Raw genomic sequence first — 22486 nt, forward strand, 5'->3', positions numbered from 1 at the left:
GTGGCGCGAGGCAAGACGCCCTCGGATCCGGCCGAACTGGAAAAGCTCGAATGGCCATATGGCTGGCCGCCGCCGTGGCGCAACGACCGGCTTGTCGGCCACGACCAGGCCGAGAAGACGCTGCTGGCGGCGCAGAAGAGCGGGCGGCTGCACCATGCCTGGCTGATGACGGGCCCGCGCGGCATCGGCAAGGCCACGCTGGCCTGGCGCTTCGCGCGCTTCCTGCTGGCGGGCCAGGACCAGGGCGGGCTGTTCGGCGGTGGGCCCGAGAGCCTCGACGTGTCGCGCGACGCGCCGGGCCGTAATCTGATCGACGCGCGCTCGCATCCCGATCTCTTCCATCTGCGTCGCGCGCTCAATCACGACACCGGCCGCATTCGTGCCGAGATCGCCGTCGACGACGTGCGCGGGCTCGGCGAGTTCATGCACATGACGCCGGCGATGGGAAAGTGGCGCGTTGCCATCGTCGACTCGGCCGACGAGATGAACCGCAACAGCGCCAATGCTGTGCTGAAGATCCTCGAGGAGCCGCCGCCCAACGCGGTGGTGCTGATCGTCTCCCACGCGCCGGGCCGCCTGCTGCCGACCATCCGCTCGCGTTGCCGCAGGCTGACGCTGCAGCCACTCAAGGACGATACGGTCGTGAAGCTGCTGGGCGATTATGCGCCGGAGACGAAAGACGAGGAGAGGAGGGCGCTGGCCCTTCTCGCCGAGGGCAGCATCGGCCGTGCGCTGGAACTGGCGGGTGCGGGCAGCCTCGAACTCTATCGCGAGATGGTCGAGGTGCTGGCGACCCTGCCCGACCTCGACATGCCGAGGCTGCACGCCTTCGCCGAGCGCTTCGCCAAGCGCGGCGAGGAGGCCAACGCCGACTGGCGCGCCCTGAACTACCTGTTCGACGGCTGGCTCAAGGGGTTGGTGCGCCAGGCCGCGCTCACGACGGAAGCTGCAGCCGTCGTGCCGATGGAGGTGGGCCTCCGCGCGCGCCTGCTCGGCGCTGCGAGCGTCGATCGCTGGATGGACGCGTCAGACGAGGTCGGGCGGCTCTTTTCGCGCGCCGACGCGGTCAATCTCGACCGCAAGCAGACCGTGATGGGCAGCTTTCTGAAGCTCCAGGGTGCGGCGCGCTGAGCCCGTCGACCGGGGCGAAGTCTTGATCCACGCGGATGGGCATGGGAAAAGACCGGCCATGTTGCCCCGGTCCGACATCAGAGACTCGCTGCCCTGCGAACGAATGCGGGCCTGAACGCGCTTGAGTCTCATTCCCCGGTAGGGGCGTCATGTCAGTCCGGAGTTCAGTCGTCATGTCGGGCAACCGCACCTACTACGTCACCACGCCGATCTACTACGTCAACGACGTGCCCCACATCGGGCATGCCTACACGACGCTCGCCTGTGACGTGCTCGCTCGCTTCAAGCGGCTCGACGGCTGTGACGTCCATTTCCTGACCGGGACCGACGAGCACGGCCAGAAGATCGAGACCGCCGCCGCCGCCGCGGGCCTGCCGCCGCAGGCCTTCACCGACAAGGTGAGCCAGTCGTTCCGCGACCTGATCGGCGTGATGAACTACAGCCCCGACAACTTCATCCGCACGACCGAGCCGCGCCACTACGCGGCCTGCCAGGCGCTGTGGAAGAAGCTGGTCGAGGCAGGCGACATCTACGAAGGCAAGTATGCCGGCTGGTACTCGGTGCGCGACGAAACCTATTTCGTCGAGGGCGAGACCGAGGTCGGCGCCGACAACAAGCGTCGCGCCACCTCGACCGGCGCCGAGGTGCAGTGGGTCGAGGAGCCGTCGTATTTCTTCCGGCTCTCGGCCTGGGCCGACCGGCTGATCGAGTTCTACGAGAAGAACCCTTCGTTCATCGGTCCTGACAGCCGGCGCAACGAGGTGCTGAGCTTCGTGAAGGGCGGCCTGCAGGACCTCTCGGTGTCGCGCACCAGCTTCTCCTGGGGCATCCCGGTGCCCGGCGACGAGAAGCACATCATGTACGTGTGGCTGGACGCTCTCACCAACTACATCACCGAGTGCGGCTACCCCGACCAGACCAACCCGCTGTGGAAGTACTGGCCGGCCAACCTCCATATGGTCGGCAAGGACATCATCCGCTTCCATTGCGTGTTCTGGCCGGCCTTCCTGATGGCCGCGGACCTGCCGCCGCCGCAGCGCGTCTTCGCTCACGGCTGGTGGACCAACGAAGGCCAGAAGATCTCGAAGTCGCTGGGCAACGTTATCGATCCCGTCGAGCTGGTGAAGACCTACGGGCTCGACCAGGTGCGCTACTTCCTGTTGCGCGAGGTACCGTTCGGCAACGACGGCGACTTCTCGCGCCGCGCCCTGATCGGCCGCATGAACGCCGACCTCGCCAACGCCTACGGCAATCTCTGCCAGCGCGTGCTGTCGATCGTCGCCAAGAACTGCGGCGAGCAGGTTCCGCCCAGGGGTGACCTGGTCGACGCCGACACCGCGCTGCTCGACCGCGCGCGCGGGCTGCTGGCCATCGTGCGCGCCGAGCTCGACGAGCAGGCCTTCCACAAGGCGCTGACCTCGATCTGGGAAGTGATCGCCGACGCCAACCGCTATGTCGACGCGCAGGCGCCGTGGGCGCTGGCCAAGACCGATCCGGTGCGGCGCGACATGGTCCTGTGGGTGCTGGCCGAGACCATCCGGCGCGTCACCCTGCTGGTGCAGCCCTTCATGCCCGACTCGACGGCGAGGATCCTGGACCAGCTCGCTGTGCCGCCCGAGAAGCGCGTCTTTGCGGCCTTCGACCAGGAGCTGGTCTCCGGCACGGCTCTGCCGCCGCCGCAGGGCGTCTTCCCGCGCTTCATCGAGCCGGCGGCGCCCGCCGCGCCGGCCAAACCCGCTAAGGCTCCCAAGGCACCGAAGCAGCCGAAGGTCGCCGGCTGACATGCTGATCGACAGCCACTGCCATCTCGACTTCCCGGAGCTGACCTCCGACGAGAGCGGCGTGCTGGCCCGCGCCCGTACGGCGGGCGTGGGCGGCATGCTGACCATCGGCACGCGGCTCGACCAGTTCGAGCGGGTGAGGGCGATCGCCGAGCGGCACGACAATATCTGGTGCTCGGTCGGCGTCCATCCGCACGAGGCGAAGGAGGAGGGGCAACGCACCCCCGACCGGCTGATCGAAGCTGCCCGCCATCCCAAGGTGGTCGGCATCGGCGAGACCGGCCTCGACTTCTTCTACGAGCACAGCCCGCGTGCCGAGCAGGCCGAGAGCTTCCGCGCGCATATTGCGGCAGCGCGCCAGACCGGCCTGCCGCTGATCGTCCATACGCGCGACGCCGACGCCGAGACCGGCGACATCCTGGAGGAGGAATACGCCAAGGGTGCCTTTCCCGGCCTGATCCACTGTTTCAGCTCGGGCCGCTCCGTCGCCGAGCGCGCGATGGCGATGGGTCTCTACGTGTCGATCTCGGGCATCGTGACCTTCAAGGCCGCCGAGGATCTGCGCACCATCGTGCGCGACCTGCCGCTGGACCGGCTGCTGGTCGAGACCGACGCTCCGTACCTCGCGCCGATCCCCAAGCGCGGCAAGACCAATGAGCCGGCCTTTGTCGCCCACACGGCCGCCAAGGTTGCCGAACTGAAGGGCGTCAGCCTGGCCGAACTGGAGGCCGCGACGACCGACAATTTCTTCCGGCTGTTCACCAAGGCGGAGCGTTCCCGGTGCGTGTGACCATCCTGGGCTGCGGCACCTCCGCGGGCGTTCCGCGGCCAGGCGGCAAGGGCGGGAAGGGCGAGTGGGGGGCGGCCAACCCGGGCAACCCGCGCAACCGGCGCCGGCGCTGCTCGATCCTCGTCCAGGACCAGGGCCAGACGGTGCTGGTCGACACCTCGCCCGACGTCCGCAGCCAGCTCCTCGACGCCGAGGTCGAGCGGGTCGACGCGGTGATCTGGACCCACGACCATGCCGATCAGGTCCACGGTATCGACGACCTGCGGCCTTATGCGCTGCGCCAGGGCCAGATCGAATCGTGGTCGGATGCGCGCACCCATGCGGTGCTGCTCCGGCGGTTCGGCTACTGTTTCCAGGCCGAGGGCTCGGGATTCTACAATCCGATCTATCAGCATACGGTGATCGAGGGCCCCTTCACGGCCGCCGGCCTTCCCGTTGTGCCGTTCCTCCAGGATCACGGCACCATCCCGTCGTTGGGCTTCCGCTTTGGCGGTTTGGGATACGCCAACGACGTGGTGGCGCTGCCGGAGGAATCGCTGGCGCTGCTGGAGGGCGTCGAGGTGCTGATCGTCGACGCCATGCGCTACCGGCCGCACCCGACGCATGCCCATCTCGACCGGGCGCTGGAATGGATCGAACGGCTGAAGCCGCGCCGGGCCTTCTTGACCAACATGCATGTCGATATGGACTATGCGGAAGTCGACCGGACGACGCCGGACCACGTGACGCCTTGCCATGACGGTCTCCAGATCGATCTCTAGGGTGAAGAATTGTTATATTCCAGATGGATATCGGACGATTCTCACCTGACGCGCGAGCGGAAACGAAAGGAGTCCGGACGCCGGATGTTCCTGACGGTCGCCGTAGCGCTCGGCCTGGCCCCGCTGGCGGCTCCGTTCGCGGCCCTGGCGGCTGACCGGCTGGATGCTGGCGGGCTCACGTTTCGGGATTTCGGCACGCCTGACAACGGCTCGAGCTACACCCGCGGCGAGCAGAGCATCGGCGGCGGCACCAGCCAGAGTTTCACCCGCGTCCTCGGCATCGACCAGGCCAGCCAGGCCGTCCGGCTTCGGTTCGGCTCGGTGAAGGTCGAACTGCTGCTGCCGATGGGTTGGCAGGCGAACGAGGATGAGGAGCGGGGCATCGCCTACACGCTCGACAAGCGCATCCGGCTGATCGTCTGGCGGGTCGACTTCGCCTATGAGGGCGTCAAGGACGCGGAGCACTACACCGCCACCAAGACCGGCTCGATGAAGGCCCGCCGGCCGGGTGTCCAGGCGCAGGCCCGCAAACTCGGGGACGGCAGCTTCGTGATCGTCTACGAGAACGTGCCCAAGGGACCGACGGACAGCGGTCCGCGCACCGTATTCGACCTGGTCGTGCCCAATCCGCGGAACCCCAAGGTCGGCGTCCTGGTGACGCTCGGCATGCCGGCCAACGAGGCGAGCCGCGGCCTGCAACTCCTGGCGTTGATAACGCAGAACATGCGGATAGACTGGTAGAGCCATGTATATTATAGATAGTCTATATTTGTCATAATATATATTATACGATAATTGGGAATGAGTCCGACGCCATGACTTCAGGCAAACCCACCCCGGAATCCCTGCCCAAGGAACCGCTGCCGCGGCTGCTCGCGGTGATGGCCTGGCTGCGCGACCGCCAGCATGGTTGCCCCTGGGACATCGACCAGACCTTTCGCACCATCGCGCCGTACACGATCGAGGAAGCCTACGAGGTCGCCGACGCCATCGAGCGAGACGACCTCCCGGCGCTCAAGGAAGAACTCGGCGACCTGCTGCTCCAGGTCGTCTATCACAGCCAGATCGCCAGCGAGGCCAAGGCGTTCGGCTTCGACGACGTGGCGGCCGCGATCGCAGACAAGATGGTCGATCGCCATCCACACGTCTTCGGCGACCTCGACATCAAGACCGCCGACGCCCAGACGGTATCCTGGGAGGCCCGCAAGGCCGCCGAACGGGCGGCCAAGGCCGCCAGCGACGGCAGCGCGGCGGCAGAGGCTTCGGCCGGCGCCCTCGATGGGGTGGCGCGCGCCCTTCCCGCCCTGATGCGCGCCGAGAAGATCCAGAAGCGTGCCGCCCGGGTCGGCTTCGACTGGGCCACGATCGGCCCGGTCATCGACAAGATCGAGGAAGAATTGCACGAGTTGCGCGCCGAGCTCGAGGCCGGAAAGGTCGAACAGGCCAAGGTCGCCGACGAACTGGGCGATGTCCTGTTCGCGGTCGCGAATCTTGCCCGGCACTGCAAGGTCGATCCCGAGGTCGCACTCCGGGCCACTAACGACAAGTTCGAGAAGCGCTTCCGCCATATCGAGCGCCGGCTGGCCGAAGCTGGCCGCAAGCCGGCCGACGCCAGTCTCGAGGAAATGGAGACGCTCTGGCAGGAAGCCAAGTCGAAGGCTTGAGCCTCGTGGGCGGCTACGAGGGCCGTGCCAGCAGCGGCATGTTCGAGGCTTCGAGGAGCGTCCTCGCCTCGGTCAGCGCCTCCTCGGTGGAAGCCGCGATCAGTCCGGCGTGGATTGGCTGGGCCGGCATGTAGGGACCGCTGCCGAACTGGACGGCGCCGCCGCCGGCTTCACGCATCATCAGCGTGCCGGCCGCGTGATCCCACGGTTTGGTCATACGGTACAGGCTAAAATCTGCGCGCCCCGCGAGAATTTCAAGGTATTCGGCGCCGGCGCAGCGCAGCGTGGTGATCTGGCCCAGTCGTGAACGGTGTCCGGGGCTCAACTGCTCGTCGAAGGCCTTGGCGATCTTGTAGCCGACGAAGCCGTTCAGCGGCGCATCGGCCGGCTGGCCGCGCACGGCGGCGCCGTCGAAGGTGACGCCTTCGCCCCGATGCGCGACAGCCAGGCGGTCGCGCGGCACGTCGAGGATCCAGCCCGCGATTGCGGCCCTGTCCTGCACCAGGCAGACAATGATGGCGAAGCGGTCGCGGCCCGCGGCGAAATTCGAGGTGCCGTCGAGCGGATCGACGATCCAGCAGGCCTCACCCGGCCGGGCGATCAGGTCGAGAAGGCCCGGATCCTTCTCGACGGCCTCCTCGCCCACGACCGGCACGCCGGGCAGGATTTTTGCCAGCCCGGAAGCCAGCCGCTGCTCGGCCGCTTCGTCGGCAACGGTGACGATGTCGCCCGGCCGCTTTTGCCGGACGTCTTCCTTCGAAAGATTGCGGAAACGGGGCAGCAGCTCGGCCGCCGCCGTCTCGCGCATGAGTTCGGCGACCCGCTGGGAGGCGCCGGCGTCGAGCATCGGCCTCAGCCGGCGACGCCGAACAGGTCCTCTTCCTTCAAGATCACGTGGTCTTCGCCGGCGAGCTTGACCTCGGTGCCCGACCACTTGCCGTACAGGACCGTGTCGCCGACCTTGACGCCCAGCTCCTGCAGGCGGCCGTCCTCGAGGCGGCGGCCCTTGCCGACCGCGACGACCTTGCCCTGCATCGGCTTTTCCTGGGCCGTGTCGGGAATGATGAGCCCGCCCTTGGTGCGGGTCTCGGCGGCCACCGGCTTCAGCAGAATACGATCGTGCAAGGGCTTGAATTTCATGGTGTTTCCTTCGTCCTGAGTTTGGTGTTCGGAATTTTGCCGCTTATAGGAAGTGCGCCCGCCGGGTGTCAACGCGCCAGCTGGCGACGCTCGAACTGGGCGGAGGCTGCCTCGTCGAGAGCGACGGTCAGCCAGGCGGTTTCGCCGTCGTCGCGGCGGCTGCGGACCTCGCCGTGACGGTAGAGCCAGGCGATGGTCGCGCCGTCGGAGAGCGGCACGGAGACTTCGCGCGCCTCGCCGGCAGCGCCCAGCAGGTCCGCGATGGCGTTCATGAGCTGGTCCACGCCCTCACCCGTCAACGCAGAGACCGGATACTGGCGGGCGCGCTCGGCGCCCGTGGCGGTACGGGTTTCCAGCACCTGCCGCATGTCCTCCGGCAGGGCGTCGATCTTGTTCAGCGCCTCGATGAAGGGACGTCCCGCCCCCTCCTCGAGCGCGCCCAACTCGTGCAGCACTTCCTCGACGTCGAGGCGCTGCTGCTCGCTGTCGGGATGGGAGATGTCGCGCACATGCACGATCAGGTCGGCCTCGATCACCTCTTCGAGCGTCGCGCGGAAGGCGGCCACGAGATGAGTCGGCAGGTCCGAAACGAAGCCCACCGTGTCGGAGATCACGCAGCCCTTGCCGTTGGGCAGCTTGATCGACCGCATGGTCGGGTCGAGCGTGGCAAACAGCAGGTCCTTGGCCATGACGTCGGCGCCGGACAGCCGGTTGAACAGCGTCGACTTGCCGGCATTGGTGTAGCCGACCAGCGCCACCGTCGGCAGCCGCGCCTTCTTGCGGCCGGCGCGATTGACCTGACGCGTCTTGCGTACAGCTTCGAGGTCACGCTTGATGCGCACGATGCGCTCGCCGATCAGGCGGCGGTCGATCTCGATCTGCGATTCACCGGGACCGCCCATGAAGCCGAAGCCGCCGCGCTGGCGTTCGAGATGGGTCCACGAGCGCACCAAGCGGCCACGCTGGTAGTCGAGCGCCGCCAGTTCGACCTGCAGCCGGCCTTCATGGGTGCGGGCGCGCGCGCCGAATATCTCCAGGATCAGGCCGGTCCTGTCGATGACCTTGGTCTGCCAGGCCTTCTCCAGGTTGCGCTGTTGAACGGGGGTAAGCTTGTCGTCGACCACGACAAGGCCGATGCCCTGCTCCTCGACCGCCGCGGCAATGCGCGCCACCACGCCCTTGCCGATCAGCGTCGCCGGCGTGACCTGCCGCAGCGGCGCGACTTGCGCTAGCCGCACGTCGAGGTCGATGGCGCGGGCCAGGCCCACAGCCTCCTCGAGCTTGGCCGTGCTGTCGCGATCGCTGCCGCGACCGCGCGGGCCTGCCATGTAGGGACACACGACCGCAGCCACCGTCGCGGGGCGCACGGTTTCCAACGGCTTGCGAGTGCGCTTTTCCTGGTCGTCTTCTTCGAACTGGTCGATCAAATCAGCCTGCGTCGGCCTTGTCCCCGTCGAACAGCTGCACCGGCGTGACCGGCATGATGGTCGAGATCGCATGCTTGTAGACAAGCTGCGAGTGACCGTCGCGGCGCAGCAGCACCGAGAAGTTGTCGAACCACGTGACGATGCCTTGCAGCTTCACGCCGTTCACGAGGAAGATCGTGACCGGAGTCTTGTTCTTCCGAAGGTGGTTCAGGAAGACGTCCTGAACGTTCTGTGCCTTTTCGCTCATATTTTTTGGCCTCTTGCTGGGCAGCCGGCTTCCGAGGGGTCGCCGGTCAGAAGGTACGGGGTCCCTCCCCGCTACCGAGTTGCCTCAAATATAGGGGAGGTTGGTCTCAAAGCAATGCCACCAACTCATGACAATTACGCGCGCGCAGTCTCGGCGGATGTTCCAGGAGGGCCGCAGTCAGTTGCTCTGCGCCTCCCACCAGGACCGGAAGACACCCTGCCGCATGCGCACTTTTGAGATCGGCCTGGGTGTCACCGACCATCCACACGTTCTCGTCAGGGGCAATTCCCGTGCCGTCGAGTGCCAGATAGATGGGGTCCGGCGCTGGTTTGTCGCGGGCCGCGTCGCGCGCGCCCACGGCCTTGGCGATCCATTGGCCCCAGCCGAGATGGGCTACCTCGGCGCGCAGGTTGTCGCCCACCTTGTTGCTGACGATGGCCACGTAGCAGCCCTTGGCATGGCAGTGCGCCAACAGGTCGGCGGCGCCGTCGAGCGGCTCCAGCCGCTCCAGGTGGATGCGCAGGAACGTGTCGTAGAAAACCTTTTCCGCCTCGGCCGCGCGCGGACCGAACAGCGCCGGGAACAACTCGCGCAACGAGCCGTGGGCGCGGTCCTGCACTTCGGCCGACGTCCAGGGCGTCAGGCCCAGCGCCGTGAAGGTGTCGCGGTAACACTCGACGATCGTCGGCCAGGTGTTGACCAGCGTGTTGTCCCAGTCGAAGAGAACCGCGCGCGGAGGCTCAAGACCGGCCGGCCGGCTCACGTCACGGCCTCTCCCGCCTCGGAAAAGCGGACATACTCCTCGCGCAGACGGCGCGCCGTGGCACCGACCTTGCCGTCGGCGACCTTCTCGCCGTCGATCTTCACGACCGGCGTCACGAAGGAGGTGGCACTGGTGATGAAGGCTTCCTTGGCCTTCTTCGCTTCCTCGAGGCTGAACGGCCGCTCGACCAGCTTGAGCTGGAGCGAATTGCAGATCGTCTTGAGCGTGGTGCGCGTGATGCCGGACAGGATGCCATTGTCGGTCTGGCGCGTGATCAGTTCGCCGTCCTGCGTCACGATCCAGGCATTGGTCGAGGCACCCTCGGTGACGCAGCCTTTCTCGTCGAGCAGCCAGGCTTCGTAGGCACCGGCCTCGCGCGCGGCCTGCTTGGCCAGTACGTTGGGCAGCAACGCGACCGTCTTGATGTCGCAACGCTCCCAGCGGATGTCGGGCATGCTCTTGACGGCGACGCCGGCGCCGGCATCGGCCACAATGTGCTTGGTCGCCTTGGTGGTGAGCACGAGCGCGGGCTTCACCGGCGTGGTCGGGAAGCCGTGGTCGCGCCGCGAGACGCCGCGCGTGACCTGCATGTAGACCAGCCCGTCGCGCAGCCGGTTCTTGCGCATCAACTCGCGGATGATGAAGCTCAGCGCGCTGCGCGACACCGGCCAGTCAATGCGCAGCTCCTTCAGCGAGCGGTCGAGCCGGTCGATGTGCGGCTTCTCGTCAATCAGCTTGCCGTCGCGCACGCCCACGACCTCGTAGACGCCGTCGGCAAGCTGGTAGCCGCGATCCTCGATGTGGACGCTGGCCTCACGATGCTCGACGTAGCGACCGTTCACATAGGCATAACGCGCCATGACGCTCTCTCCTGCTCAGACCGGCGGCTCGGCGCCGCCCTCGGGCGCTCCGCCGTGCAGGCCGAGCGACTTCAGCTTGCGATGCAAGGCCGAGCGCTCCATGCCGACGAAGGTCGCCGTCCGTGAAATGTTGCCGCCGAAGCGCGTGACCTGTGCCAGCAGGTATTCGCGCTCGAACACCTCGCGCGCCTCGCGCAGCGGCAGCTGCATGATCTCGCCGCCCTTCTCCCAGCGCAGCACCGAGGGTGCATCCTCGCTCACGTCGTTGGGCAGCACGTCGGCTCGGATCGGCGCTCCGCCCGGCGGCGCCAGAATCAGCAGCCGCTCGATCACGTTGCGCAACTGGCGCACGTTGCCCGGCCAGTCGTGACCCTGCAGCGCCGCCTGCGTGTCCTCGCCGATCGAGCGCGGCGGCAGACCGGTCGCGTCGGCGACGCGCTTCAGGAGGTCCTGCGCCAGTTCGGGAATGTCCTCGCGGCGCTCGCTGAGCGGCGGCACGCGCAGGCTGACCACGTTCAGGCGATGGAAAAGCTCCTCGCGGAAGTTGCCTGCGGCGATCTCCGCCTGCAGGTCGCGCGCCGTCGTCGAGAGGACGCGCACATCGATCTCGACCTTGGTCTTGCCGCCGTCGCGTGCATAGGATTGTTCCTGCAGCAGGCGGACCAGCCGGCTCTGCAGCGGCAGCGGCAGGTCGGCTACTTCCTTGAGGACGAGCGTGCCGCCATGGGCCATCTCGAAGGCGCCGGAGACGCGCAGCGTGTCGGCGGCGGTCTCGCCGTCGGTGCCGAAAAGTTCGATCTCCAGCCGCTCGGTCGGCAGCGTCGAGCAGTTGACCACGACGAAGGGGCCATCGGCGCGCTTGGAGCCCTGGTGGATGAGGCGCGCCGCCGTCTCCTTGCCCGAACCGGAGGCGCCGGTGACGAGGACGCGGCTGCCGGTCGGCGCCACCCGCTCGATCTGCGCGCGGACGTTGGCGGCATCGCTCGACGAACCGACGAACGTCACCTCGCCGCCGGCGCGACGGCGCAGCGCCAGGTTCTCGCGCTTCAGCTTGTCGGCTTCGATGGCGCGGTCGACCACGAGCAGCAGCCGGTCGGCCTTGAAGGGCTTTTCGATGAAGTCGTAGGCGCCGTTCTTGATGGCCGAGACCGCGGTATCGATGGTGCCGTGACCGCTGATCATCACCACCGGAATGGGAGGATCCTCACGGCGGATGACTTCGAGGATCTGCAGTCCGTCGAGTTCGCTGCCCTGCAGCCATACGTCGAGGATGACGAGCGCGGGCCGGCGCTGCCGCACGGCCTCGATCGCTTCGGTGCTGTTATGGGCACGGCGCGCGGTGTGACCCTCGTCTTCGAGGATGCCGGCGATCAGCGTGCAGATATCGCGTTCGTCGTCGACGATCAGAATATCGTGGGCCATGTCACTTCAAGCAGCCCGCATGGAACGGCGGGTCATTGTGCGGCTGTCGCGTGAACTCCAGCCGACGCGATTTCCTTCGCGTCTCGCCGGAATACCAGACTGATGCGGGCCCCGCCACCCTCGCGATCCTCCAGCGACAGGAACCCGCCATGGTCTTCCATGATCTTCTTCACGATCGCGAGACCGAGGCCGGTGCCCTTGGCGCGTGTCGTCATGTACGGCTCGGTCAGCCGTTCGCGCCCTTCCTTCGGCAATCCGCGACCATTGTCCTCGACCACGATCCGAACGCCGGCAGCATCCTCCTGCAACGAAAGCGATATCTCGCCCTGTGGCAAAGGCGTGTCCGGACGCTCGTCCCTGCCTTCGATCGCCTCCGCCGAATTCTTCAGGATGTTGGTCAGCACCTGCGAGACCTGGCGGCGGTCGCAGTTCAGCGGCACCGCATGGGCCGGCAGGTTCGTGACGTAGCGCAGGTCCGGGTTGCCGTTGCGTTGCAGGAACAGTGCCTGCTGGCACATCTCCTTGGCATCCTCTTCCTTCACCGTCGGCCGCGGCATGCGGGCAAAGGACGAGAACTCGTCGACCATGCGGCCGATGTCGCCGACCTGTCGGATGATCGTCTCGGTGCACATCGTGAAGGTCTCGGGATCCTCCTTGATCTGCTTCAGGTAGCGGCGCTTCAGCCGCTCGGCCGAAAGCTGGATCGGCGTCAGCGGGTTCTTGATCTCGTGGGCGATGCGGCGGGCGACGTCGCCCCACGCCGCCATGCGCTGCGCCGACATCAGGTCGGTGACGTCGTCGAAGGTGACGACGTAGCCCGCGCCCGAAGCGGCGCTGATGCGCACCAGCAGGATCTGCCGCGAGCCGCGCTGCAGGATCTCGACCTGGCCCTGGGTCATGCGGTCGGGCCGCTCGGCCGCCTGCGCGACGAGCGGGCCCAATTCCGGCATGACCGAGATCAGAGGCCGCCCCAGTACGCCGTCCTCGGGCAGAGCCAGAAGGTCCAGCGCGGAGCGGTTTGAGCGCATCACGACGCCCTCGGCGTCGACGCTCAGCACACCGGCCGAGACGCCCGCCAGCACCGCGTCGGTGAGGCGCCGCCGCGTGTCGAGCTCGGTGTTGGCATGGACCAGTTCGCCGCGCTGCTGCTCGATCTGGCTGGCCATGCGGTTGAACGAGCGCGCGAGCTGGCCCAGCTCATCGTTGGGCGGCCCCTCCTCCACGCGCGCGCTGAGGTCGCCACCGCGCACTTTTTCGGCGGCCTGCATCAGCCCGCCGATCGGCTCGGTGAGGCGCGAGGCGAACAGGATGGCAAGCCAAACCGCCGCCAGCAGCATCAGGAACGCGATGGCGCCGCAGACCACGAACAGGATGAGCTGGCTGCGTCGCAGCGCCGATTCGATCTGCGAATAGAACGAGCCCGCAAACTCGATGCTCTTGATGTAGTCGACGACGCGCAGGTCGACGGCGTGGCCGGTCGCCAGGAACAAGGGCTCGCCCACGAAAAGCTGCATCACGAAGTAGGCGCCGGTCGGCGATTCGAACTGCACCGGCCGCGCCTGGTTGACCGCCTGCCAGAGGAACTGCGCGGGCGGCACCGGATTGGCCATGCCCTCGGCATCTGGCGCCTTGGCCTGGCTGATCACGCCCTTGTCGGCGTCCAGGACCGTCGCTTCGATGATCGGACGGCCCTCGATCAGGCGCTGCAGCATCGCCTTGGTCGCGGCGGGATCGCGCAGCGCGTCGACACCCTCGGCTTGGAGCGGGCTCGAGATCGCCTCGATGTCGTTCAGGATCTCCTGCTCGCGGGCGCGCCGCACCGGCTCGCCGATGGCGCGCGCCGCCTCGTAGGAGGCCTGCGAGGGCTTCACCACGAAATCGGTGAGGCTGATCACCAGCATCGACAGGATGATGGTGACGATGACGGTCGGTGTGATGGTGAACACGCTGCACACCAGGACCAGCCGCATGTGCAGTCGCGACCCCGCGGCGCCGCGACGACGGTCGAGCCAGAGCTGGGTGAGACGGACGGCGACGACCGAGGCGAGCGCAATGGCGATGACAAGGTCGGCGACCAGCAGGCCTGTCATCCAGCCGCGCGTGCTGAAGGATTCCGGCACGAAGCCGGCCAGCCACGCATACGTCGCGGTGCCGGCGGCGATGGCGAGAATGGCCAGGGAGACGGCGGCAACGCGGCCGGACAGGCTGCGCAGCACCTTGCTCATCCTGTCGCCCAAGCGTGAAACGCCCAGCGCAGCTGTCACGAAGTCACCCGCCTCGGCGAACCTGCGGCGTGCGAACCACGGGGACGTCGAGGTCCTTTATCTTCTTGCGCAACGTGTTGCGATTGAGCCCCAGGAGACGGGCCGCGCGCAACTGATTCCCGCGTGTAGCCCCTAGCGCCAGCGCGAGCAACGGGCGCTCGACCTCGGAAATGACACGATCGTACATGCCGTCAGGCGGCAGCCGGTCGCCGTGGGCGGCAAACATCGACTGGAGATGACGGTCGACCGCGTCGGCCAGCGACACGTCGTCCGCCATTTCCGACGACGAGGACGTGGGCTCGATCGCCGACATCGCATCGGCCAGCTCGGCCTCGATCGTCTCCACCCCGATGATCTCCTCGGAATAGAGCGCGGAGAGCCTGCGGACCAGGTTGACGAGTTCGCGCACGTTGCCTGGCCAGCGATGCTGTTTCAGGCGGGTCATCGCTTCCGGCGACAGGACCTTGGTCGGCAGGCCGTCGGTGGTGGCGGCCTGCAGATAGTGGTTGGCGAGTTCAGGGATGTCGTCCAGCCGCTCGCGCAGCGGCGGCAGGCGGATCGGCACGACGTTCAGGCGGTAATAGAGATCCTCGCGGAACAGGCCCTGCTGGATGAGGCGGCGCAGGTCGCGATGGGTCGCCGCGACGATGCGGACATTGGCCTTGATCGGCGTGCGACCGCCGACCGTCATGTACTCGCCTTCCTGCAGCACGCGCAGCAGGCGCGTCTGGGCCTCGGGCGGCATGTCGCCGATTTCGTCGAGGAACAGCGTGCCGCCGGAGGCCTGCTCGAACTTGCCGGCCGTCCGCTGAACCGCGCCGGTGAAGGCGCCGCGCTCATGGCCGAACAGCTCGCTCTCGATCAGCTCGCGCGGGATCGCCGCCATGTTGAGGGCAATGAAGGGGCCCTTCCGGCGCTTGCCGTAGTCGTGCAGGGCGCGCGCGACCAACTCCTTGCCCGCGCCCGACTCGCCGGTGACCATGACCGTGAGGTCGGTCGACATAAGGCGCGCCAGCGTGCGGTAGATCTCCTGCATCGCGGGCGATCGGCCGATCAGCGGCAGGCGCTCGCCCTCTTCCGGGCGGGCCGCGGCCCGCTGCACCGGGGTGGCCGGCGCCGACAGCGCGCGGTTCACCACCGAGATCAGCTCATTCAGGTCGAAGGGCTTGGGCAGGTATTCGAAGGCGCCGCGTTCAGTCGCACGCACAGCCGTGAGCAGGGTCGACTGCGCGCTCATGACGATGATGCGCAGGTCGGGCCGCAGCTTGCGGATGCGTGGCACCAGGTCGAGGCCGTTCTCGTCGGGCATCACCACGTCGGTGATGACGAGCTGCCCCTCGCCTTCCTGGACCCATTGCCAGAGCGTGGAGGCGGTGCCGGTGCTGCGAACCGTGTGACCCTGCCGGCCGAGGGCCTGGTGCAGGACGGTGCGGATGGCGCGGTCGTCGTCGGCGACGAGAATGGTGGCGCCGGCGCTCACGGCGCGGCCTGCGGGAACTGGAGAGGCAACATGATCCTGAATGATGTGCGGCCGGGTTCGCTGTCGAACTCGATGGCGCCGCCGTGGTCGTTGACGATCTTGGCGACCAAAGCAAGTCCTAGGCCAGTTCCGGTCGGCTTGTTGGTCACGAAAGCGTCGAACAGGTGCGCGCGGATCTCGTCGGACACGCCAAGGCCATTGTCTCGTACCGAGACGACCAGCGGCAGGTTGACCCTCGTCTGCTGGCCCGGCACCGCGAGGCGCAGCCCGTGGCGATAGGCGGTCGAAAGCTCGATCTCGCGCTCGCCATCGCCCGGCGCCTCACAGGCGTTCTTCACGAGATTGAGGAACACCTGGATGAGCTGGTCGCGGTCGCCGTGCACGTCGGGCAGCGACGGGTCGTAGGTTTCGACGAAGCGCACGCCCTTGCCGAAGCCGTTCTGCGACAGGCGGCGGACGTGGTTGAGGACCTGGTGGATGTTGATGGGGCCGCGATCGATCGGGCGGCCGTCGGCGAAAGCCTCCATGCGGTCGACCAGCGCCACGATGCGGTCGGTCTCCTCGCAGATCAGCTCGGTCAGCTCGCGCTCCGAATCCGGCACCGACTGCTCGAGAAGCTGCGCGGCGCCGCGGATGCCCGACAGCGGGTTCTTGACCTCGTGCGCCAGCATGGCGGCCAGCGCGCTTACCGAGCGGGCGGCGCTGCGATGGGACATCTGGCGGTCGATGTTGCGGGCAATGGTCTGCTCGACCAGTGACACCGCGACGAGGCCGTCGCTGTCGACGATCGGCGAGAGTCGCAGCGCGCAGAAGCGCGTGCCGATACGTGGCGACGCCAGCGTGACGCCATTCTCTGCCACCGCACCGCCGGTCGTCAGGACCTGCTCCAGCAACGAGAAGAGCGGCGTGTCGTCGGGGATGAACTCGTTCAACGGATGGCCGACCAGGCGGGCACGGCCGACGCCGAAGAACTGCTCGGCCGAAAGGTTGGCGTAGTGGATCAGGCCGTTCGCTTCGACGACGATGATCGCCTCGGAGAGCGAGTCGAGGATAGCCGTCGGGAACTGGTCACTCATGCCGTTTCGTTTGAGGGGGCGCAGTGACATCAGGCCGCCTGCCGATCGAGTGCCGGCAGGAAGAACTCGGCCAGCATGCTGCGAACCTTGTCGGCAGAAGTCTCGCGGTTCACGGCGGCGCGGAAGTCGGCCGATGCGGCCAGACCCTTGGAGTACCAGCCGAGATGCTTGCGCGCCATGCGCACACCGGTCTCGAGGCCGTAATGCTCGAGCATCGCCTCGAAGTGCGTGCGCACCGCCGTATACTGCTCGGCGATCGACGGATCGGGCAGACGCTCGCCGGTGCGCAGATAGCGAATCGCCTGGCTCAGGAACCACGGCCGACCGTAGGCGCCGCGGCCGATCATGATGCCGTCGGCGCCCGACTGATCGAGCGCCTGGTCGATGTCTTCGAGCGTGGTGATGTCGCCGTTGACGATGACGGGCAGCCTGGTCGCTTCCTTGACGTTGCGGACGAACGCCCAGTCGGCGTGCCCGTCGTAGAAATCGCAGCGTGTGCGGCCGTGCACGGTCAGCATCTTGATCCCGCACTCTTCCGCGATGCGCGCGAGGTTCGGCGCGTTGCGGTTGGTCGAATCCCAGCCGGTGCGCATCTTCAGCGTCACCGGCAGCTTCACCGCCTTCACCGTCGCCTCGAGGATCTTCGCGGCATGCACCTCGTCGCGCATCAGCGAGGAGCCGGCATGGCCATTGACGACCTTCTTCACGGGGCAGCCGAAGTTGATGTCGATGATCGCGGCGCCGCGATCCTCGTTGAGCTTCGCCGCCTCGGCCATCACCTCGGGTTCGCAGCCCGCGAGCTGCACCGACATGGGAAACTCTTCCGGCGTGGTCTTGGCCATCAGGAGCGTCTTGCGGTTCTCTCGAACCATCGCGACCGAGGCGATCATCTCGGACACGACGAGGCCCGCCCCACGCCGCTTCACCATCTGGCGGAAGGGCAGGTCGCTGACGCCCGACAGCGGAGCGAGGATGACCGGGTCCTCGATACGGACGGGTCCAATGTCGACAGGTTTGAGGCGGTGTGCGTTTTGCATTCTTTGTTCAGTTATTAGGCATCTTGTGCAGTGCACAATAATTGAGCGAGCAATAGCGGGTCCGGACGGTCGGCGCAAGGGTCGGAAGTGCGCACGGCCGGAACCCTGCTAAATTGAGCATTATGCGTAAAGTCACCGCCCTCATCGTCGCGGCCGGCCGCGGCAGCCGCTTCGGCGGCCCGCTGCCCAAGCAATATGCGCTTCTTGCCGGCCGGCCGGTCCTGCGCCGGACGATCGCCGCCTTCCACGCGGCCGGCGTCGACCGGGTCCAGGTCGTGATCGGTCCGGGAGATGACGCCCATTATGCCGCGGCGACCGACGGGCTCGACCTGCCCGCGCCGATCCAGGGGGGCGCAAGCCGTCAGCAGTCGGTCCTGAACGGGCTGGAAGCGCTGGCCGGAAACCCTCCCGACCTGGTCGCGATACACGATGCCGCCCGCCCCTTCGTGCGAGGCGCCGAGATCGAGGCCTGCCTTGCGGCGGCCTCGGTCGAAGGAATCGACGGCGCGGTGCTTGGGATCCCGCTCGCCGATACCCTGAAGCGCGTCGGCGACGGCAATGCCGTCACGGAGACGGTGCCGCGCCGGGATTTGTGGCGGGCGCAGACGCCGCAGGTGTTCCGTTTCGCACCGCTGCTCGCCGCCCATCGCGCCGCCGCGCCGCTGGCCACCGCCGAGGCGACCGCGCTGACTGACGATGCCGCCGTGGCGGAGCGTGCGGGGCTCAAGGTTGTCATGGTCGCGGGCAGCGAGGATAACCGCAAGATCACCACCGCCGAGGATCTTCTCTCGACCCGCATGGAAACCCGCACCGCTCTCGGTTTCGACGTGCACGGCTTCGGACCGGGTACCGCCGTCATGCTGGGCGGCGTCGCCGTGCCGCACAGCCAGGCGCTGGCCGGCCATTCCGACGCCGACGTGGCGCTGCATGCGCTCACCGACGCGGTGCTGGGCACGATCGGCGCCGGCGACATCGGCAAGCATTTCCCGCCGTCCGACCCGCAATGGCGCGGCGCCTCGTCCGACCGCTTCCTGCGCCACGCCGTCGATCTCGTGACGGCACGCGGCGGACGCATCGTCCATCTTGATGTCACGATCGTCTGCGAAGCCCCGAAGGTCGGGCCGCATCGCGACGCCATCGTGCGGAGCATCGCCCGCATTGCCGACATCGCGCCCGACCGCGTCAGCGTGAAGGCCACCACCACCGAGGGGCTTGGCTTCACCGGCCGCCGCGAAGGCGTCGCGGCGCAGGCCTTGGCCACCGTGGAATTACCGAGGAGCTGACTGCCGATGTTCGACCACGAGATGCGGGACGGCGCGGAGCGTGTCCTGTTCGCCTGCCGCAAGCACGGCTTCAAGGTTGTCACGGCCGAGTCGTGCACCGGCGGCCTGATCGCCGCGACGCTGACGGCCGTCGCCGGCTCCTCCGACGTCGTGGACCGCGGCTTCGTCACCTACTCCAACGAATCCAAGCGCGAGATGATCGGCGTGCCGTGGGACGCGATCGTGAGCCATGGCGCGGTGAGCGAACCGGTGGCGCGGGCGATGGCGGCGGGCGCCCTCGCCCGCTCCGGCGCACAGCTTTCGGTCTCGGTGACCGGCGTGGCCGGCCCCGGCGGCGGTTCCGCCGAGAAGCCGGTCGGCCTCGTTCATTTCGGTGCCTGCCGCACCGGCTTCGAAACGATTGCCGAGCGTCACGTCTTCCCCGGCGACCGCGACGGAATCCGCCGCCTCACGGTGATCACCGCGCTCGCGATGCTGGCCAAGCTGGCGGAGCGCTAAGCCGGGAGTTCCTTGGCGGCTGCAGACTTGCCGTAGAGCTGCGCTGCCCGCGCCTCGAAGGCCGAGACCATGCGGCGGACGGCTTCGGCGAACAGGAGCTGGACCGTCTTCTGCAGCAGCAGCGAGCGGAAATCGAATTCCAGCTCGAAGTCGATTTGGGTGCCTTCCGCATGGGGACGGAAGATCCAGCGGCTCTTCAACAGCCGGAACGGACCCTCGATGCCGGTCGTGTCGATGCGCGGGCCCTCGGGATCGTCGGGTGCGCGCACGACACGCGAGACGAACTTCTCGTGGAACGGCCCGAAGCCGATCGCCAGCTCGGCGATCTCGACCGTCGGGCTCTCGCGGCGGCGGATGCGGCCGGCGAAGCACCAGGGCAGGAACTCCGGGTAGCGCGGCACGTCGGCCACCAGGTCGAACAGCTGTCGCGGCTGGAACGGAACGACTCGCCGTTCCTGGTGACGGGTAGCCAAGAGGCCGTCAGCCTTTGAGCTGGGCCACGCGCGCGGCCTTGAGGCGCGCGAAGTCGTCGCCAGCGTGATAGCTCGACCGCGTCAGCGGCGAGGACGAGACCATCAGGAAGCCCTTGGCGCGGGCCATCTGCGCCAGCTCCGAGAACTCGGCCGGCGTCCAGAAACGGTCGAGCGCCGCGTGCTTGGGCGTCGGCTGCAGGTACTGGCCGATGGTCAGGAAGTCGACGTCGGCGGCGCGCAGGTCGTCCATCACCTGCAGGATCTCCTCGCGCGTCTCGCCCAGCCCGACCATGAGGCCCGACTTGGTGAACATCGCAGGGTCGATCTCCTTCACGCGCGACAGAAGCCGCAGCGAGGTGAAGTAGCGCGCGCCCGGACGGATGGTCGGATAGAGCCGCGGCACCGTCTCGAGATTATGGTTGAAGACGTCGGGCCGCGACGCGACCACCGTCTCGATGGCACCTGGCTTGCGCATGAAGTCCGGCGTCAGGATCTCGACCGTGGTGGCGGGCGCCGACTTGTGCAGCGCCGTGATCACCTCGGCGAAATGCCCTGCTCCACCGTCGTCCAGATCGTCGCGGTCGACCGAGGTCACCACGACATGGCCGAGGCCGAGCTTGCCGACCGCTTCGGCGATGTTGGCCGGCTCGTGCGGATTGAGAGCGCCGGGCTTGCCGGTCGCGACGTTGCAGAAGGCGCAGGCCCGCGTGCAGGTCTCGCCCATGATCATGAAGGTGGCGTGCTTCTGCTTCCAGCACTCGCCGATGTTCGGGCAGGCCGCTTCCTCGCAGACGGTCGTGAGCTTGAGCTCGCGCATCAACCGCTTGGTCTCGGCGTACTCCGGCGAGTTCGGCGCACGGACCCTGATCCAATCCGGCTTGCGCTGGATCGGATTGTCCGGCCGATGCGCCTTCTCGGGGTGGCGCTCGGCGCGGGTCAGGGAAAGCTTGTCGAGGGTTCCGTCCATGATCGGCTAGATATGGAGCGTCCGGCCATACGCCGCCAGTACCGACTCGTGCATCATCTCCGACAGGGTGGGATGCGGAAACACCGTGGCCATCAGCTCGGCCTCGGTGGTCTCCAGCGTCTTGGCGATGCTGTAGCCCTGAATCAGCTCGGTGACCTCGGCGCCGATCATGTGGGCGCCCAGGAGCTCGCCGGTCCTGGCGTCGAAGATCGTCTTGATGAAGCCCTCGGGCTCGCCCAGCGCGATCGCCTTGCCGTTGCCGATGAAGGGGAACTTGCCGACCTTGAGCTCCAGCCCCTTGGCCTTGGCCGCTGCCTCGGTGAGACCGATGCTCGCCACCTGCGGCTGGCAGTAGGTGCAGCCCGGGATGTTCTCGGTCTTCATCGGGTGGACGCCCTTAACGCCGGCGATCTTCTCGACCACCAGCACGCCCTCGTGCATCGCCTTGTGCGCGAGCCACGGCGGGCCCGCGACGTCGCCGATCGCATAGACGTTCGGCTCGCCGGTGAAGCCCCATTGGTCGATCACGATGTGGGTCTTCTCGACCTTCACCTTGGTACCTTCGAGGCCCAGGTTCTCGACATTGCCGACGATGCCGACGGCGCTGATGACCCGGTCGACGGTGATCTGCTCGGCCTTGCCACCGACCGTGATGGTGGCGGTGACGTTGTTGGTGCCCTTCTTCAGGTTCGACACAGTGGCGCTGGTCAGGATCTTCATCCCCTGCTTCTCGAAGGCACGCTTGGCGAAGGCCGAGACCTCGGCATCCTCGACGGGGAGCACGCGGTCCATGACCTCGGCCACCGTCACCTCGGCGCCCATGGTCCGGTAGAAGCTCGCGAACTCGATGCCGATCGCGCCCGAGCCGATGACCAGCAGCGACTTCGGGAACTCCGGCGGCACCATCGCCTCCTTGTAGCTCCACACCAGCTTGCCGTCGGCCTCTAGACCGGGAAGCTGCCGCGCGCGGGCGCCCGTGGCCAGGATCACATCCTTGGCCGTCAGGGTGACGTTGCTCTTGTCCTTGAGCGCGACGGCGATCTTGCGCCTGATCCCGTCTGTGCCGGCGAGCTTGGCCGTGCCGTCGAACACCGTGATCTTGTTCTTTTTCATCAGCATCGAGACGCCGTTGCTGAGCTGGCTCGCCACCTTGCGCGAACGCTCGACGATCTTCTTCGGGTCGAACGACACGTCCTTGACCGACAGGCCGTAGGCGTCGGCATGCTTGATGAGGCCGTAGACTTCCGAGGTGCGCAGCAGCGCCTTGGTCGGGATACAGCCCCAGTTGAGGCAGATGCCGCCCATATGCTCGCGCTCGACCACGGCGGTCTTGAGCCCTAGCTGCGCGGCGCGGATCGCGGCGACGTAGCCGCCCGGCCCGCCGCCCACGACAATCAGGTCGAAACTGGTCTCGGCCATGTC

Annotated in this window: 22 protein-coding genes; 8 read left to right on the forward strand and 14 right to left on the reverse strand. The window is 67.3% G+C overall.

Going from position 1 to position 22486, the window contains the following annotated elements; all coding sequences use genetic code 11:
• The 6 genes from KQ910_RS24990 (at position 1) to mazG (ending at position 6127) form a co-directional block, all read left to right on the forward strand.
• A complete protein-coding gene (locus tag KQ910_RS24990; protein WP_216966435.1) occupies positions 1-1131 on the forward strand; it encodes a DNA polymerase III subunit delta' in 1131 nt (376 codons plus the stop codon).
• A 173-nt stretch (positions 1132-1304) separates the two neighbouring features.
• The gene (gene metG / locus KQ910_RS24995; RefSeq protein ID WP_216966437.1) at positions 1305-2912 is read left to right on the forward strand and encodes a methionine--tRNA ligase; all 1608 of its coding nucleotides are present in this window, start codon (positions 1305-1307) and stop codon (positions 2910-2912) included.
• Between the two features lies 1 nt (position 2913).
• The gene (locus tag KQ910_RS25000) at positions 2914-3702 is read left to right on the forward strand and encodes a TatD family hydrolase (RefSeq protein ID WP_216966439.1); all 789 of its coding nucleotides are present in this window, start codon (positions 2914-2916) and stop codon (positions 3700-3702) included.
• The gene (locus KQ910_RS25005; protein WP_216966441.1) at positions 3693-4463 is read left to right on the forward strand and encodes an MBL fold metallo-hydrolase; all 771 of its coding nucleotides are present in this window, start codon (positions 3693-3695) and stop codon (positions 4461-4463) included. The genes KQ910_RS25000 and KQ910_RS25005 overlap by 10 nt, the downstream gene beginning before the upstream one ends.
• Positions 4464-4547: 84 nt before the next feature.
• Complete coding sequence (locus KQ910_RS25010) at positions 4548-5204, forward strand: hypothetical protein (protein ID WP_216966443.1); 657 nt, start codon at positions 4548-4550, stop codon at positions 5202-5204.
• 74 nt (positions 5205-5278) lie between these two features.
• The gene (mazG, locus tag KQ910_RS25015) at positions 5279-6127 is read left to right on the forward strand and encodes a nucleoside triphosphate pyrophosphohydrolase (protein ID WP_216966445.1); all 849 of its coding nucleotides are present in this window, start codon (positions 5279-5281) and stop codon (positions 6125-6127) included.
• A 13-nt stretch (positions 6128-6140) separates the two neighbouring features.
• Here mazG and KQ910_RS25020 read toward each other — a convergent pair whose 3' ends face one another.
• The 11 genes from KQ910_RS25020 to dusB form a co-directional block, all read right to left on the reverse strand.
• Entirely contained in the window at positions 6141-6974 is an 834-nt protein-coding gene (locus KQ910_RS25020) for an inositol monophosphatase family protein (RefSeq protein WP_216966447.1), read from the reverse strand.
• A gap of 5 nt (positions 6975-6979) precedes the next feature.
• Complete coding sequence (locus KQ910_RS25025; RefSeq protein ID WP_216966449.1) at positions 6980-7267, reverse strand: co-chaperone GroES; 288 nt, start codon at positions 7265-7267, stop codon at positions 6980-6982.
• Positions 7268-7335: 68 nt separating this feature from the next.
• Positions 7336-8694 carry a GTPase HflX gene (hflX, locus tag KQ910_RS25030; RefSeq protein WP_439653338.1) on the reverse strand — a complete coding sequence of 453 codons (1359 nt, stop codon included), beginning with the start codon at positions 8692-8694 and terminating at the stop codon, positions 7336-7338.
• Position 8695: 1 nt separating this feature from the next.
• Positions 8696-8941 (reverse strand): RNA chaperone Hfq, encoded by a 246-nt coding sequence (hfq, locus tag KQ910_RS25035; protein ID WP_068189217.1) that lies wholly within the window; start codon positions 8939-8941, stop codon positions 8696-8698.
• 106 nt (positions 8942-9047) lie between these two features.
• Positions 9048-9704: an HAD family hydrolase gene (locus tag KQ910_RS25040; protein ID WP_216966451.1), complete on the reverse strand. Its 657-nt coding sequence runs from the start codon at positions 9702-9704 to the stop codon at positions 9048-9050.
• On the reverse strand, positions 9701-10564 hold the full coding sequence (gene dat / locus KQ910_RS25045) for a D-amino-acid transaminase (RefSeq protein ID WP_216966453.1): 864 nt from the start codon (positions 10562-10564) through the stop codon (positions 9701-9703). Before dat ends, KQ910_RS25040 begins: the two co-directional genes overlap by 4 nt.
• Before the next feature lie 15 nt (positions 10565-10579).
• Complete coding sequence (gene ntrX, locus KQ910_RS25050; RefSeq protein ID WP_216966455.1) at positions 10580-11986, reverse strand: nitrogen assimilation response regulator NtrX; 1407 nt, start codon at positions 11984-11986, stop codon at positions 10580-10582.
• Between the two features lie 32 nt (positions 11987-12018).
• Positions 12019-14211: a sensor histidine kinase gene (locus KQ910_RS25055; RefSeq protein WP_216966457.1), complete on the reverse strand. Its 2193-nt coding sequence runs from the start codon at positions 14209-14211 to the stop codon at positions 12019-12021.
• 43 nt (positions 14212-14254) lie between these two features.
• On the reverse strand, positions 14255-15730 hold the full coding sequence (gene ntrC, locus KQ910_RS25060; RefSeq protein ID WP_216966459.1) for a nitrogen regulation protein NR(I): 1476 nt from the start codon (positions 15728-15730) through the stop codon (positions 14255-14257).
• Positions 15727-16806, reverse strand: coding sequence for a two-component system sensor histidine kinase NtrB (locus KQ910_RS25065; RefSeq protein WP_229600968.1), 1080 nt, complete (start codon positions 16804-16806; stop codon positions 15727-15729). Before KQ910_RS25065 ends, ntrC begins: the two co-directional genes overlap by 4 nt.
• Before the next feature lie 29 nt (positions 16807-16835).
• Positions 16836-17843 (reverse strand): tRNA dihydrouridine synthase DusB, encoded by a 1008-nt coding sequence (dusB, locus tag KQ910_RS25070; protein WP_216966462.1) that lies wholly within the window; start codon positions 17841-17843, stop codon positions 16836-16838.
• Positions 17844-17965: 122 nt separating this feature from the next.
• On the opposite strand from dusB, the gene KQ910_RS25075 reads away from it, so the two are divergent.
• Together KQ910_RS25075 and KQ910_RS25080 are read left to right on the forward strand one after the other, a co-directional pair.
• Positions 17966-19126, forward strand: coding sequence for a bifunctional 2-C-methyl-D-erythritol 4-phosphate cytidylyltransferase/2-C-methyl-D-erythritol 2,4-cyclodiphosphate synthase (locus tag KQ910_RS25075; RefSeq protein WP_216966464.1), 1161 nt, complete (start codon positions 17966-17968; stop codon positions 19124-19126).
• Positions 19127-19132: 6 nt separating this feature from the next.
• Positions 19133-19624, forward strand: coding sequence for a CinA family protein (locus KQ910_RS25080; RefSeq protein ID WP_229600969.1), 492 nt, complete (start codon positions 19133-19135; stop codon positions 19622-19624).
• Here KQ910_RS25080 and KQ910_RS25085 read toward each other — a convergent pair.
• The 3 genes from KQ910_RS25085 to lpdA are packed head-to-tail and all read right to left on the reverse strand — an operon-like array spanning position 19621 to position 22483.
• Positions 19621-20097 carry a type II toxin-antitoxin system RatA family toxin gene (locus KQ910_RS25085; RefSeq protein ID WP_216966466.1) on the reverse strand — a complete coding sequence of 159 codons (477 nt, stop codon included), beginning with the start codon at positions 20095-20097 and terminating at the stop codon, positions 19621-19623. The genes KQ910_RS25080 and KQ910_RS25085 overlap by 4 nt on opposite strands.
• A gap of 7 nt (positions 20098-20104) precedes the next feature.
• A complete protein-coding gene (gene lipA / locus KQ910_RS25090) occupies positions 20105-21064 on the reverse strand; it encodes a lipoyl synthase (protein WP_216966468.1) in 960 nt (319 codons plus the stop codon).
• A gap of 6 nt (positions 21065-21070) precedes the next feature.
• On the reverse strand, positions 21071-22483 hold the full coding sequence (gene lpdA / locus KQ910_RS25095) for a dihydrolipoyl dehydrogenase (RefSeq protein WP_216966470.1): 1413 nt from the start codon (positions 22481-22483) through the stop codon (positions 21071-21073).
• Between the last annotated feature and the right edge of the window lie 3 nt (positions 22484-22486).

It is taken from the genome of Reyranella humidisoli, from assembly GCF_019039055.1.
GTDB lineage: Bacteria > Pseudomonadota > Alphaproteobacteria > Reyranellales > Reyranellaceae > Reyranella > Reyranella humidisoli.